This window comes from Nocardioides sp. S-1144 (assembly GCF_005954645.2).
GTDB lineage: Bacteria > Actinomycetota > Actinomycetes > Propionibacteriales > Nocardioidaceae > Nocardioides > Nocardioides dongxiaopingii.
This window is the reverse complement of sequence record NZ_CP040695.2, coordinates 3315177-3329362: the sequence shown is the minus strand read 5'-3', so window position 1 is coordinate 3329362 and position 14186 is coordinate 3315177. Positions and strand designations below refer to the sequence as shown.

Sequence of the window (14186 nt, the reverse complement as noted above, 5' to 3'; positions counted from 1 at the left end):
AGGCGCGGGCCTCGGGTAGGAAGGAGCCATGAGCTCCACCAGGGCCGCGAGGATGAAAGCCGCTCGTCAGCGCGTTGAGACGGAACTACCCTGGAGGCATATGACGAACGCACCTGACTTCACCCTCGACGCCGAGCTCTCCGAGACCGACGGCTGGGACGAGAACGACACCGACGCGACCGACGAGTCCGACGACTTCGTGTCGGGCTACGCCGACGAGCCCGACCCGGAGGAGGCCGAGCCCACCGTCGGCGCGATGGAGCTCGCCGAGCGCCACCAGCTGCGCCGCGTGGCCTCGCTGCGCACCGAGCTCGAGGACATCACCGAGGTCGAGTACCGCCAGCTGCGGCTCGAGCGGGTCGTCCTCGTCGGCGTCTGGACCGACGGCAGCGTCCAGGACGCCGAGAACTCGATGGCCGAGCTCGCCGCGCTCGCCGAGACCGCCGGCTCCGAGGTGCTCGAGGCGATCTACCAGCGCCGACAGACGCCCGACCCCGCCACCTACATCGGGCGCGGCAAGGTCGAGGGGCTCGCCGAGATCGTCGCCGCGACCGGCGCCGACACCGTGATCTGCGACGGCGACCTGGCCCCGAGCCAGCTGCGCAACCTCGAGGACCGCGTCAAGGTCAAGGTCGTCGACCGGACCGCGCTGATCCTCGACATCTTCGCCCAGCACGCCAAGTCCCGCGAGGGCCAGGCGCAGGTCGAGCTGGCCCAGCTGCAGTACATGAAGCAGCGGCTGCGCGGCTGGGGCGGCAACCTGTCGCGCCAGGCCGGTGGCCGGGTCGGCGCCGACGGCGGCGGCATCGGCGGTCGTGGCCCCGGTGAGACCAAGATCGAGACCGACCGGCGGCGGATCAACGACAAGATCGCCAAGCTGCGCCGCGAGCTCAAGCACATGAAGGGCACCCGCGACACCAAGCGGGCCGACCGGCACCGCCACCAGATCCCCTCGGTCGCCATCGCCGGCTACACCAACGCGGGCAAGTCCTCGCTGCTGAACCGGCTCACCGGCGCCGGGGTGCTCGTGGAGGACGCGCTCTTCGCGACGCTCGACCCGACCACGCGGCGCACGACGACCGCCGACGGTCGGGTCTACACGATGAGCGACACCGTCGGCTTCGTGCGGCACCTGCCGCACCAGCTGATCGAGGCGTTCCGCTCGACGCTGGAGGAGGTCGCCGACTCCGACCTGATCGTGCACGTCGTCGACGGCTCGCACCCCGACCCGGAGGGCCAGCTCTCCGCCGTGCGCGCCGTCCTGGCCGACATCGACGCCGCGGGCGTGCGGGAGATCGTCGTGGTCAACAAGGCCGACGCCGCCGACCCGCTCGTGCTGGCCCGCCTGCGCACGCACGAGCCGCACTCGGTCGTCGTCAGCGCCCGCACCGGTGAGGGCATCGCTGAGGCGCTCGCGATGATCGAGGGCGAGCTGCCCCGACCGGGGGTGGAGTTCCACGTGCTGCTGCCCTACGAGCGCGGCGACCTCGTCAACCGGCTGCACCAGAACGGTGAGATCGACGCGATGGAGCACACCGGCGAGGGCACCGTGGTGCGCGGCCGGGCGAACGCCGACCTCGCCGGCGAGCTCGCCCCCTACGCCGTCTGAGGCACGCAGCGCCACCACGTGGCCGCGCGGTCGGGGACCCGGCCGCGCGGCGACGACCCGACCAGAAGGTCAGGTGGTCGACTCGTCGACACGGTGGCGACGGAAGATCCGCGCGAAGTCGACGACGCCGGTGCCGAGGTCGCTCAGGTCGCCGGTGGCCTCGTCGGTCCTTCACGTGGAACTGGCGGTCACGCGCTTCTCTCGGTGGCCTGTTCACGAGAATCAAGCTGATCGCCGCCCGACGTGGTGGCCTGCGCTCCGCGGCCGTCCACAGGTGGGCCGGGCGGTCCGACGGGTGTCGGCGGCCGTCGTTAGGGTGCTCGGGTGCCGAGAACCGCTGCGCCCGCCGTCCGCGAGGTGCTCGAGCGTGCCGTCACGGCCCTGGGCGGCAGCGAGCGCGAGGGACAGGTCGCCATGGCCGAGGCGGTCTCGGCGTCGTTGTCGGGGGAGGCGCACCTGCTCGTGCAGGCCGGCACCGGCACCGGCAAGTCGCTGGCCTACCTCGTGCCGGCGCTGGTGCACGACAAGCGGGTCGTCGTGGCCACCGCCACCCTCGCCCTGCAGCACCAGCTGGTCGAGCGCGACCTGCCGCGGCTGATCGAGGCCGTCCGGGGTGTCGAGGGCCTCGACACGTCCTACGCCGTGCTGAAGGGGCGCTCCAACTACGCCTGCCTGCACCGCATCCGCGAGGGCGTGCCCGACGACCAGGGCGTGCTCGTCGACGTCCCGCAGGGCTCGATGGCCGGCAAGGTGCTCGAGCTGCGGTCGTGGGCCGAGAAGCAGGCGGAGGCCAAGGGCTCCGGCGAGCGCGACAGCGCGCCGCGCCACACCGACCGCGAGTGGCGCCAGGTCAGCGTCGGCCACCGCGACTGCCTGGGTGCGAGCAAGTGCCCGTTCGGCCAGGAGTGCTTCGTCGAGGTGGCCCGCGAGAAGGCGCACCGCTCCCACCTGGTCATCACCAACCACTCCCTGCTCGCGATCGACGCGATCGAGGGCGTCCCGATGATCCCCGACTACGACGTCGCGGTCATCGACGAGGCCCACGAGCTGGTCGCCCGGGTCACCCAGGCCGCCACCGACGAGCTCAGCGCGCCCGACGTCGAGCGCGCCGCCCGCCGTTCGCAGCGCCACGTCGACGGGCCCGAGGCCGACGACCTCGCCGACGCCGCCGACGCGCTGCGCGACGCCATGACCGAGGCCCGGCCCGGCCGGTTCGAGACCGTGCCGGCCGACCTGTCCGACGCCCTCGAGCTGGTGCGCGACGCCGCGCGCGCCTGTCTCTCCGCCTACCCCAAGGCCCAGGGCGGCGGCGGTGACGAGCCCGACGCCGGCATGACCCAGGCGCGCGGCACCGTGCAGGAGGTCTTCGCCCACGCCGAGCGGATGGCGGCCGGCTCCGACGGCGACGTCCTCTGGCTCACCGAGGGGGGTGAGCGGATCCCGCCGCGGCTCTGTGTCGCGCCGCTGCAGGTGTGGGGCCCGATGCGCGACAAGCTGCTCTCCGACAAGACCGTCGTGATGACCTCGGCCACCCTCATGCTCGGCGGCGACTTCGGCTCGGTCGCCACCAGCGTCGGCCTCAAGCCCAGCGAGCGCGCCCACGACGAGGCCACCCCCGAGCGCAGCGACACCGTCCTGCCGTGGGTCGGGCTCGACGTCGGCTCGCCGTTCGACTACGGCAGGCAGGCGATCCTCTACGTCGCCCGGCACCTGCCGCCGCCGGGTCGCGACGGGTTGGTCCAGGCCCAGCTCGACGAGATCGTCGAGCTGGTCGACGCGGCCGAGGGGCGCACCCTCGGGCTCTTCTCGAGCCGCCGGGCGGCCGAGGCGGCCGCCGAGGAGGTCCGCACCCGGCTGCCGCACCTGACCACCCTGGCCCAGGGCGACGCCCAGCTGCCCGAGCTCGCGGCCCAGTTCGTGGGCGACCCGCACACCTGCCTGTTCGGCACGCTCAGCCTCTGGCAGGGCATCGACGTGCCCGGGGAGACCTGTCAGCTGGTCCTGATCGACCGGATCCCGTTCCCGCGTCCCGACGACCCGCTGATGAGTGCGCGCCAGAGAGCTGCCGACCGCGCCGGCGGCAACGGGTTCATGCAGGTCGCGGCCACCCACGCCGCGCTGCTGCTGGCCCAGGGCGCCGGGCGGCTGATCCGCACCACCACCGACCGCGGCGTCGTCGCCGTCCTCGACCCGCGACTGGCCACCGCCCGCTACGGGAGCTTCCTCAGGGCGAGCCTGCCGCCGATGTGGACCACCTCCGACCCCGCCGTGGTGCGCAAGGCCCTGGCCCGGCTCGCCGACGCGGGCTGAGCGTCACAGCAGCGGAGTGCGAGACGCCCACCCCGCCGTGGTGCAGCGGGATGGGCGTCGAGCGAGCGAGGCGTCAGGTCAGCGCTTGACGGCCCTCGCGGTGAACTGCTGCGCCGCGTTGTCGTCGAGCGGGCGACCCTGGCAGGAGAAGTAGCTCTGCTGCCAGCACTTGAACCGGCCGCTGCCGTTGACGAGGGTGACCTCGACGTTGTCGACCTTCCTGGAGCTGAACGGCACGGCCTTGGCGCCGTTGCCCTTCTTGTTCAGCTTGACCTTGACCGTGCGCACCTTGCCGGAGCGCAGCGTGGTGGTGATCAGCGCGAAGGCGCCGGTCGCCCGCGGGCTCAGGTCGAAGGTCAGGCGCACCTTGGCCTTCTTGGTGGCCAGGCGCTTCGGGGTCAGTCGCGTCGTGCGGCTGGTGAGGTGGTCGAGGCGGACCTTGACCGTGCGCGCCTTGCCGGCCGCGAGCGTGACCTTGCCGGCCGGGGCCTTCGGGTAGCGGTTGGCCGCGCCCTCGTCGTAGGACTGGCCCGGACGACGGTTGGCGACGGCGTAGGCGCCGAGCATGGCCGCGCCGGAGGTCTTCTTCTTCTTCAGGACCGAGTTGACGGCCTTCCAGGAGTACTGGTCGGGGCCGCCGGGGCCGCCGTCGGCCTTGGAGAAGACGTCGAGCACGATCCGCGGGAGCAGACCCTTCTTCTCGGGGAACCGCTCGGAGAGGAAGCGGAAGAAGCTCCAGGTGCCGTAGTGGAACCCGGTGCTCGGGTCGAAGGTGTCGAGCGGGGTGCCGGGCGAGCGGAGCTGGCTGCTGCGCAGGTACTGCAGGTTGTCGTCGACGCCGTCGTAGAGCTCGTCCTCGACCCAGGCCGCCGTGGCCTCGAGGAGCCACGAGTCCTCGTAGCGGTCGTAGGCGTACTGGATGGCGTGGAAGTACTCGTGAGCGGCGGTGACCTGGAGGTTCTCGGTCGGGGTGTTCGTCGGGAACTCCGAGGCGCTGTAGTCGTTGTCGAGCACGCAGTAGGCCCAACGGTCCCAGCGCTGGGTGCTCTTGCTCGGGTCGTCGGAGGTGCAGTACCCGTACAGGCCGTTGACCCCGATGTTGCCGAGGTAGACGTCGGGCAGGCTGTTGCCGCCGAGCCCGCCGTCGCTCTTGACCGCGCGGTAGCCGGAGGTCAGGTAGGCCTGCTGGACGCTGGTGAGCGTGTCGACCGCCGTGGCGACGTACTCCGGGGTCGAGGCGTGCTGGCCGCTGGTGACGTAGTGGACGCACAGGGTCGCGGTGCAGACCGGGGTCTCCTCCTCGACGCTGCCGTAGTTGAGGTAGCCGTCGCCGCCGGAGCTCGTCGGGCGCTTCATCAGCGCATCGGCGGCCGCCCGCTCGGCGTCGGGGAGGTCGGCGCGGGTGTTGGCCAGGTCGCGCAGCACCATGGTGGCGTCGCGGCCGGCGGCGCCGTCCTCGCGGATGCTCTCGGCGCGGCGGAGCGCGTGGGAGGCCTGCCGGACCGACGGGTCGGTCGCCGTGGCCTGCTTGGAGTCGGTGTCACCCGAGGGGACCCGGGCCACCGACGGACCCGCCAGGGCCGCGAGCATGCCGATCAGCAGGGCGCCGACGGCGCCCAGCACGACCAGCGCGCGGACGCTGGCCTGGGTTCGGGGACGAGTGCGCAAGCGCATGGAGGCTCCGTTCGTGAGTGGGGCCACAACCTAACCCGGCGCACCGACAGTTGCCGAGCCGCCGGGACAGGGACGACGAGACCGCCACCGGCGTCGTGCCGGTGGCGGTCTCGGGGTCGTGCGAAGCCTGCGGACGGGCCGGGGGTCAGACCTTGCGGAGCACCGCGGTGACGATGCCGAGGATCGAGGCGTGGGTGCCGTCGATCGGGTCGAACGCCGGGTTGTGCGGCAGCAGCCATACCTGGCCGTCCTTGCGCTGGAACGTCTTGACCGTCGCCTCGCCGTCGATCATCGCCGCGACGATGTCGCCGTTCTCCGCGGTCTGGGCCTGGCGGACCACGACGTAGTCGCCGCTGCAGATGGCCGCCTCGATCATCGACTCCCCGGACACCTCGAGCATGAACAGCTCTCCGTCGCCGACCAGCTGGCGGGGGAGCGGGAAGACGTCGTCGTAGGTCTGCTCGGCCAGGATCGGACCGCCGGCCGCGATCCGGCCCAGGAGCGGGACGTTGGTGGGCGGCGGGGCGGTGTCGCCGATGCCGGTCTCGTCGATCGAGGAGTCGTCGCTGCTGCCCAGCGAGCGCCGCGCGGCCATCACCTCGGGCAGGAACACCTCGAGGGCGCGGGGACGGTTCGGGTCGCGCTTGATGAAGCCCTTCTGCTCCAGCGTGCGCAGCTGGTGGGCCACGCTCGAGGTGCTGGTGAGCCCGACGGACTCGCCGATCTCGCGCATGCTCGGCGGGTAGCCGCGCAGCTCGATGCTGTCCTTGATGGTGGCCAGGACGCGCTGCTGACGCGGGGTCAGGCCGGTCGCGTCGGCGGGACCGTCCGGGAGCTCGGTGATCTTCGGGGTGCCAGTACGTGTCCGGGGCATGGCTGCAGCGTGCCACCGATCGCCACCGTGTTCAAACAGGTGTTCGAACGGCGTGTCGCGCCCGATCCGGGCGGCCAGGTCAGCTGGGTCGTGGGAACACGCGTTCGACTCGGGGGTTGCATCGTTCGAACACCTGATCTAGTCTCGCTCATGTGTTCGATCGAATGTCTGATCGAGAGCGGTGCACCAGCAGGACTGTCGGTGCCTCCCGTTAGACATCGAATCGTCAGCAACATCCTCGGCTCCACCAGCACGGCCACTTCCCCAGGAGGCACCCATGAGCACCACGACGATCGCACCCACCGCCCTGTCGGCTCCTCGCGTGCCCGACTACCGGCTGACCCGCCGCGGACGTCTCGTGGTGCTGGTGCTGGCGCTGCTGGTCCTGGCCGCCGTCGGCGTCGCCTTCGCCGGCAACTCCATGGCCACCGCGGAGCGGGAGGCCACCGAGACGATCGTGGTCGCGCCCGGTGAGACCCTGTGGAGCATCGCCTCCGACGTGAGTGACGGCGACGACGTGCGCGACACGATGAACCACCTCGTCCAGCTCAACGACCTCGCCGAGGTGTCCCTCGACGCGGGTCAGCGGCTGGAGGTCCCGGTCGACTGAGACCGCACCGACGTCGTCCGCCGCTTCGACCCCGGCGGGCGATTCATCAAGGGGAACACCGGGGGCGGAGCCGAGGGAAGACGGCTTCGCCCCCGTTCCGCGTCCGCACGACGCCGGCCCGGGTGTCGTGGGGTGGCACGTCAGCCGAAGAGCGAGCCGAGGTCCCGGGGGTCGCCGCCGCCGCTGCTGATCGCGATCGCGGCCAGCACGCCGACCACCGCGACGCCGAGCACCAGGAGCGCGACGAGCACGACGTAGTCGCGCCACGGCGCGCGTCCGGTCTGCAGGTTCACGTGCTCGAGGTGGTGGGCCCGTGCGACCCGGGCCGTCGCAGCGGCGGAACGACCGTGCACGGTGTGGGTCCAGCCGCAGGCGCACCCGGCGTACCGGACCCACCGCCGCTGCTGCTGCGTCGCGGCGCTCAATGAGCGCGGGTGCCGGTAGCGCGCGGCGGCCCGGGGCCGGAAGAAGGAGGACGGCGCCTGCCGCGGGTGTGCCTCGAGGAGGTGGTCGACGCGGATCTTGGCGGCCGCGGCGAGGGCCCCGGCCTGCCGGGCCTCGTCCGACTCGCCGGTCCACCCGCACGTGCAGGCGCACGTGGTGCGGTAGCGCCCGTCGAGGACGCTCGCACCCGTGACCCGCACGTCGTGATTGGTTGCCACCGCTCCGCCTCGGCCTCCTCGTTGGAGGCAGCGTAGGTGCCGCGGGGCCGGGCCGACAGGGAGATCGCCGTGAAGCGCCGGGCCGGATCGGTCTGGCGCGGCCCCCCCGGGACGGTCAGCACCCGCCGGAGGCCGGCAGGCGAGCGCCAGCGAGCGCCGACGGAGCCCCGGGCGTCGAGGACCGGGGCGGACCTGGATCGGCGGCGGGTCAGCGGGCGGCGCGCCGCCCGCCGGGCGTCGGCGGTGCTCCGCCCGGTCCGGGCGCTGCGGTCGGTCCGGCCGGCTCGGCGGGGGTCGCCGGCGTCCGCGGGTCGGGTCCGCGCGTCAGGCCGACCGCCCGGCTGATCCGCGTCACCAGCACCAGACCGAGGAAGAGGCAGGCGACCGCGCCGAGGGCGGCCAGCGCGAGGAACCACCACGCGGTGGAGTCGCCGGCCCGGGCGGAGGTCCCGAAGTCGATGGCGGCGTAGACCAGGTAGCCCCAGGCGACGACGGCGAGCGTCACGCCGAGCGCGAGGCCGAGCAGGGCAGGCCGGAGACGCCGCTTGGTCCTCGCCCCTGCGCGCTTGCCGTGTGCCACGGGGTCATTGTGCGTGACGTCGTGCGGTGGCGCCGTGCTCGGGTGGGCGTGTCCGGGCCGGCACCTCGCCGGCGGCGTCCTAGAGGCCGACCACGACGCCGGCGATGGCGGCGTTCGCCAGGTTGGCGAGGCTGCCGGCCAGCAGCGCCCGCAGCCCGAGCCGGGCGACCATGGCGCGGCGCTCGGGCATCAGCGAGCCGAGGGCGCCGATCTGGATCGCGATGGAGGAGAAGTTCGCGAACCCGGCGAGCGCGAACGTCACGACGGCGACGGTCACGGGGGAGAGGTCGCCCACCTGCGGTCCGAAGTCGGCGTAGGCGACGAACTCGTTGAGGACGGTCTTCTGCCCGATCCACGAGCCGGCGTCGGCGGCCTCGGACCACGGCACGCCGAGCAGCCAGGCCAGCGGCGCGACCGCCCAGCCCAGGATCTTCTCGAAGGTGAGGTCCTCCGCGCCGAACCAGCCCCCGACGCCGCCGAGGATGCCGTTGGCGAGGGCGATCACGGCGACGAAGGCGATGAGCAGCGCCCCGACCGTGACCGCGATCCTGCCGCCGGCCATCGCGCCGCGACCGAGGGCGTCGATGACGTTGGCCGACTCCTCGTCGCGGACGTCGCGCACGTCGATCTCCTCGGCGCCGTCGCGGTCGCCGTGCGCCTCCTGGTCGGCGTCCGGGTCGGGGTCCGGGTCGGGGTCCGGGTCGGGGTCGGCGACGCTGTCGGGCCACATCAGCTTGGCCATCAGGATCGAGGCCGGCGCGTTCATCACCGTGGCGGCGAGCAGGTACTCCAGCGGCGCGCCGAGCAGGGAGTAGCCGACCAGCGTGGAGCCGGCGGCGGCGGCGAACCCGGCGGTCATGATGGCGAAGACCTGTCCCTGCCGGAGCCGGCCGAGGTAGCCCTGAACCATCAACGGGGCCTCGCTCATGCCGAGGAAGACGACGGTGCCGGCGTAGAGCGACTCGACCTTGCCGATGCCGAGCAGCTTCGAGAGCGCCCCGCCGACCAGGTACGTCGTCCACTGGATGACGCGCAGGTAGTACAGCAGCCCGATCAGGGTCCCGAGGAAGATGATCACCGGCAGCACCTGCAGCGCGAAGATCGTCGAGCCCTCCTCGCCGACGTCGAGGAGCGGGCCGAAGACGAACGCCGTGCCCTCGTTGGCGTAGCCGATCAGGGACTCGACGCGCTCCGAGACCCAGCCCAACGCCCGCTCCCCGGGTCCCCACCGCAGCACGAGGACCGCGAAGCCGACCTGGAGGGCGAGCGCGACCCCGACGGTGCGCCACGAGACGCCGCGGCGGTCCTTCGAGAGCAGCCACGCGACGAGGAGCAGGACGGCGAGTCCGAGGACCCCGCGCAGGTCGGCCATGGCGACACCAAACCACTCCCGGCGAGCCGCGCAGGTCACCTGGGCGGGCGACACGCCGCGGGCACCCGGTGTGTGACGGTGGGGGCATGGAGGTGCTGCCCGACATCGTCGCCGCGGAGCCGCGGGTCGTCTTCTGCGGTCTCGCGGGCGCCGCGAGCACCAAGCTGCGCGACCACTACTACGAGACGCCCGGCAACAGCTTCTGGGAGTCGTTGCACCTGAGCGGGTTCTCGCCGCGCCGGTTGCGACCCGACGAGGACCGTCTCGTGGCCGAGCTCGGTCTCGGGCTGACCGACCTCGTCGGGCACTGGGACCCGCGCAGCGTCGAGCTCGACGCGCTGGTGGCCAAGCTCGAGACCTGGCGGCCCGAGTGGATCGCGTTCACCTCGAAGGGGGTCGCGGCCGAGGCTGCCCGGGCCGACGGCGTGCGCCGTCCGGGGCTCGGACCGCGCGACTGGTACCTCGGCGGCGCCCAGGTGTTCGTGCTCCCCGGGGTCAGCGGCGCCAACCAGCGCCACGACTACGACGGGCGCCCGACACGCCTGGCCTGGTGGCGCGACCTGGCCGCCCTGGCGCTCTGACCTGCGGTTTCACGGGGCCGTCCGGACCACCGCGTGAAAGTTGCCCGTTCAGGTTGCGCGTCGTGCGCCGCGCGCGTACGGTTCACACAACATCTAGTACTTACAACGGTGTAGTTATCCACATCTAGTTCACAGCCGGATGCGGAAGACCCACAGGTTGGCCGGTGTTCTCCCCAGGAGACCGGAAGTTGTCCACAGGCCCTGACGGGTCTGTTCGAGCGCGCCGGAGAGGAGGACCACTGTGCACTGCCCGTACTGCCGCGGCACCGACACCCGGGTTCTCGACTCCCGTGTCGCCGACGACGGCGGCTCGATCCGCCGCCGTCGCACCTGCTCGTCGTGCGAGCGTCGCTTCACCACCGTCGAGCTCATGCAGCTCTCGATCCGCAAGCGCTCCGGTGCCAGCGAGCCCTTCGCCCGCGACAAGGCCGTGGCCGGCGTGCGCAAGGCGTGCAAGGGCCGTCCGGTGAGCGACGCGCAGCTGGCGTGCCTGGGCCAGGAGGTCGAGGACACCCTGCGCCTCACCGGTGCCGCCGAGGTCCCGGCCCACGAGGTCGGCCTGGCCATCCTGGGTCCGTTGCGGGCCCTCGACGAGGTCGCCTACCTCCGCTTCGCCAGCGTCTACCGCTCCTTCGAGTCGGCCGACGACTTCATCAAGGAGATCGCGGCCATGCACGCCGAGTCGACCCCGTCGCTCGCGACCCAGCCGGCACCGACCGGCTGACCCAGACCGCCCGGCAGGTAGTGGGGAAGCTACCTGCCGGGCGCACCACCCCTCCCCGTCGAGCTCCACCGCTCCACCCCCGATCGCCGAGCCCCACCGACGACGACGTCGTGTCGGTGGCGGCCGCAACACTGCATCTAGACCAGGTACTGACCAGAGGAGACACCCCCATGACCGAGACCGTCAGCGGCGCCAGCAGCTCGACCCAGGGCACCACGAACGGCAAGGGGCACGGCAAGGGACTGACCGTCGAGCGCGTGTTCAGCACGCCCGGCGTCCACCCCTACGACGAGGTCACCTGGGAGCGTCGCGACGTCGTCCAGACCAACTGGAAGACCGGCGCGACCGTCTTCGAGCAGCGCGGCGTCGAGTACCCCTCGACCTGGTCGGTCAACGCCTCGACCATCGTCACGACCAAGTACTTCCGCGGCGCCGTCGGCACCGAGGCGCGCGAGCAGAGCCTGCGCCAGCTCATCGACCGGATCGTGAAGACCTACACCAAGGCCGGCGCCGACCACGGCTACTTCGCCACCGACGCCGACACCGAGGTCTTCGAGCACGAGCTCACCTGGCTCCTGGTCAACCAGTACTTCTCGTTCAACTCCCCGGTCTGGTTCAACGTCGGCACCGCCTCACCGCAGCAGGTCTCGGCGTGCTTCATCCTCTCCGTCGACGACTCGATGGACTCGATCCTCAACTGGTACAAGGAGGAGGGGTTCATCTTCAAGGGCGGCTCCGGCGCCGGCCTCAACCTCTCGCGCATCCGCTCCTCCAAGGAGCTGCTCTCCTCCGGCGGCACCGCCTCCGGGCCGGTCTCCTTCATGCGCGGCGCCGACGCCTCCGCCGGCACCATCAAGTCCGGTGGCGCCACGCGCCGCGCGGCCAAGATGGTCGTCCTCGACGTCGACCACCCCGACATCGTCGAGTTCGTCGAGACCAAGGCCAAGGAGGAGGACAAGATCCGCGCCCTGCGCGACGCCGGCTTCGACATGGACCTCGGCGGCGCCGACATCACCTCCGTGCAGTACCAGAACGCCAACAACTCGGTCCGCGTCTCCGACGAGTTCATGCGCGCCGTCGAGGACGGCACCGACTTCGCGCTGCGCGGTCGCAAGAACGGCGAGGAGATCGAGCGCGTCGACGCCCGCGGCCTGTTCCGCAAGATCTCGGAGGCCGCGTGGGCCTGCGCCGACCCGGGCCTGCAGTACGACGACACGATCAACGACTGGCACACCAACCCCGAGACCGGCCGGATCACGGCGTCCAACCCGTGCTCGGAGTACATGTCGCTCGACAACTCCTCGTGCAACCTGGCCTCGCTGAACCTGCTCAAGTTCCTCAAGGACGACGACACCTTCGACGCCGCCCTGTTCGCGAAGGCCGTCGAGTTCATCATCACCGCGATGGACATCTCGATCTGCTTCGCCGACTTCCCGACCGAGCCGATCGGCGAGACCACCCGCAACTACCGCCAGCTCGGCATCGGCTACGCCAACCTCGGCGCGCTGCTGATGGCCATGGGCCTGGGCTACGACTCCGACGGTGGCCGCGCGATGGCGGCGACCATCACCTCGCTGATGACCGGCCAGTCCTACAAGCGCTCCGCCGAGCTCGCCGCCGTCGTCGGCCCCTACGCCGGCTACGCCCGCAACGCCGACGCCCACAAGCGCGTGATGCGCAAGCACCAGGCGGCCAACGACACGATCCGCACCCTCGCGATCGCCGACAGCGGCGTCCACAAGCTGGCCACGCAGGCCTGGGCCGAGGTCCAGAAGCTCGGCGAGGCCAACGGCTTCCGCAACGCGCAGGCCTCGGTGCTCGCGCCCACCGGCACCATCGGCTTCATGATGGACTGCGACACCACCGGCATCGAGCCCGACTTCTCGCTGGTGAAGTTCAAGAAGCTCGTCGGCGGCGGCTCGATGCAGATCGTCAACCAGACCATCCCGCGCGCGCTGCGCAAGATGGGCTACCAGCCCGAGCAGGTCGAGGCGATCGTCGCCTACATCGGCGAGAACGGTCACGTCATCGACGCCCCCGGCCTGCGCCTGGAGCACTACGAGGTCTTCGACACCGCGATGGGCGCCCGCTCGCTCAAGCCGATGGGCCACGTCCGGATGATGGCGGCCTGCCAGCCGTTCCTGTCCGGCGCGATCTCCAAGACCGTCAACCTGCCCGAGTCGGCCACGGTCGAGGAGATCGAGGACGTCTACCTGCAGTCGTGGAAGCTGGGCCTCAAGGCCACCGCCGTCTACCGCGACAACTGCAAGGTCGGCCAGCCCCTCTCCGACGGCAAGGGCGACAACAAGGGCAAGGACTCCAACCTCGCCACGGACGCCGAGGCCGACGAGACGCCCACCAAGGTGATCGAGAAGGTCATCTACGCCCCGACCCGCAAGCGCCTCCCGAAGTCCCGCGTCTCGCGCACCACGTCGTTCACCGTCGGCGGTGCCGAGGGCTACATGACCTCCGGCGCCCACGACGACGGCGAGCTCGGCGAGGTCTTCCTCAAGCTCGGCAAGCAGGGCTCGACCCTGGCCGGCGTGATGGACGCCTTCTCGATCGCGGTCTCGATCGGCCTGCAGTACGGCGTCCCGCTCGAGACCTACGTCTCGAAGTTCACCAACCTGCGCTTCGAGCCCGCCGGCCTCACCGACGACCCCGACGTCCGGATGGCGCAGTCGCTCATGGACTACGTCTTCCGCAGGCTCGCGCTGGACTACCTCGACTTCGACGCCCGCTCGATGCTCGGCATCTACTCGGCCAGCGAGCGTCAGCGCCACCTCGAGACCGGCTCCTACGACCTCCCGCCCGAGGAGACCGGCAACGCCTCCGAGCTCATCGAGTCCGGCGTCGAGCTCGTCTCGCCCCAGCCCGTGACCGCGGAGGCCGAGGTCGTCGAGACCAAGGACACCCACGGGGCCGAGCAGCGCGAGGTCCCCGCCAAGGTCACCACGACCAAGGCCCACACCTCCGCCGAGCTGCTCGAGCAGCTCACCGGCACGGCCGTGGACTCCCCGCTCTGCATGACCTGCGGCACCAAGATGCGTCCCGCCGGCTCCTGCTACGTGTGCGAGGGCTGCGGCAGCACCAGCGGCTGCAGCTGATCCAGCGGCAACACGAACGGCCGGGCACCCTTCGGGTGTCCGGCCGTTCGTCGGTCCCCGCATCCGTGTCCCGAGGTGTCGGT

At 71.7% G+C, this 14186-nt stretch carries 11 protein-coding genes; 6 read left to right on the top strand and 5 right to left on the bottom strand.

The window, feature by feature from the left end; all coding sequences use genetic code 11:
• Positions 1–100: 100 nt before the first annotated feature.
• Both hflX and FE634_RS15545 read left to right on the top strand, forming a co-directional pair.
• Positions 101–1609, top strand: coding sequence for a GTPase HflX (gene hflX / locus FE634_RS15555; protein WP_138876410.1), 1509 nt, complete (start codon positions 101–103; stop codon positions 1607–1609).
• Between the two features lie 324 nt (positions 1610–1933).
• Positions 1934–3919: an ATP-dependent DNA helicase gene (locus FE634_RS15545; protein WP_148240749.1), complete on the top strand. Its 1986-nt coding sequence runs from the start codon at positions 1934–1936 to the stop codon at positions 3917–3919.
• 78 nt (positions 3920–3997) lie between these two features.
• Here FE634_RS15545 and FE634_RS15540 read toward each other — a convergent pair whose 3' ends face one another.
• The gene (locus tag FE634_RS15540; RefSeq protein WP_148240748.1) at positions 3998–5593 is read right to left on the bottom strand and encodes an MXAN_6640 family putative metalloprotease; all 1596 of its coding nucleotides are present in this window, start codon (positions 5591–5593) and stop codon (positions 3998–4000) included.
• A 145-nt stretch (positions 5594–5738) separates the two neighbouring features.
• The gene (gene lexA / locus FE634_RS15535) at positions 5739–6467 is read right to left on the bottom strand and encodes a transcriptional repressor LexA (protein ID WP_148240747.1); all 729 of its coding nucleotides are present in this window, start codon (positions 6465–6467) and stop codon (positions 5739–5741) included.
• Positions 6468–6744: 277 nt separating this feature from the next.
• On the opposite strand from lexA, the gene FE634_RS15530 reads away from it, so the two are divergent.
• Entirely contained in the window at positions 6745–7077 is a 333-nt protein-coding gene (locus FE634_RS15530; protein ID WP_137293809.1) for a LysM peptidoglycan-binding domain-containing protein, read from the top strand.
• 140 nt (positions 7078–7217) lie between these two features.
• Here FE634_RS15530 and FE634_RS15525 read toward each other — a convergent pair whose 3' ends face one another.
• The 3 genes from FE634_RS15525 to FE634_RS15515 form a co-directional block, all read right to left on the bottom strand.
• Entirely contained in the window at positions 7218–7739 is a 522-nt protein-coding gene (locus FE634_RS15525; protein ID WP_138876406.1) for a hypothetical protein, read from the bottom strand.
• A gap of 208 nt (positions 7740–7947) precedes the next feature.
• Positions 7948–8319: a hypothetical protein gene (locus tag FE634_RS15520; protein WP_137293807.1), complete on the bottom strand. Its 372-nt coding sequence runs from the start codon at positions 8317–8319 to the stop codon at positions 7948–7950.
• Positions 8320–8398: 79 nt separating this feature from the next.
• Complete coding sequence (locus FE634_RS15515; protein WP_138876405.1) at positions 8399–9691, bottom strand: NupC/NupG family nucleoside CNT transporter; 1293 nt, start codon at positions 9689–9691, stop codon at positions 8399–8401.
• Between the two features lie 86 nt (positions 9692–9777).
• Between FE634_RS15515 and FE634_RS15510 the strand changes: the two genes are divergently transcribed.
• The 3 genes from FE634_RS15510 to FE634_RS15500 all read left to right on the top strand — a co-directional run bounded on the left by FE634_RS15510 (position 9778) and on the right by FE634_RS15500 (position 14103).
• Entirely contained in the window at positions 9778–10272 is a 495-nt protein-coding gene (locus FE634_RS15510; RefSeq protein ID WP_138876404.1) for a mismatch-specific DNA-glycosylase, read from the top strand.
• Between the two features lie 241 nt (positions 10273–10513).
• Positions 10514–10996, top strand: coding sequence for a transcriptional regulator NrdR (gene nrdR / locus FE634_RS15505; protein WP_137293804.1), 483 nt, complete (start codon positions 10514–10516; stop codon positions 10994–10996).
• Positions 10997–11166: 170 nt separating this feature from the next.
• Positions 11167–14103, top strand: a complete 2937-nt coding sequence (locus FE634_RS15500) for a vitamin B12-dependent ribonucleotide reductase (RefSeq protein ID WP_148240746.1) — start codon at positions 11167–11169, stop codon at positions 14101–14103.
• Positions 14104–14186: the final 83 nt, after the last annotated feature.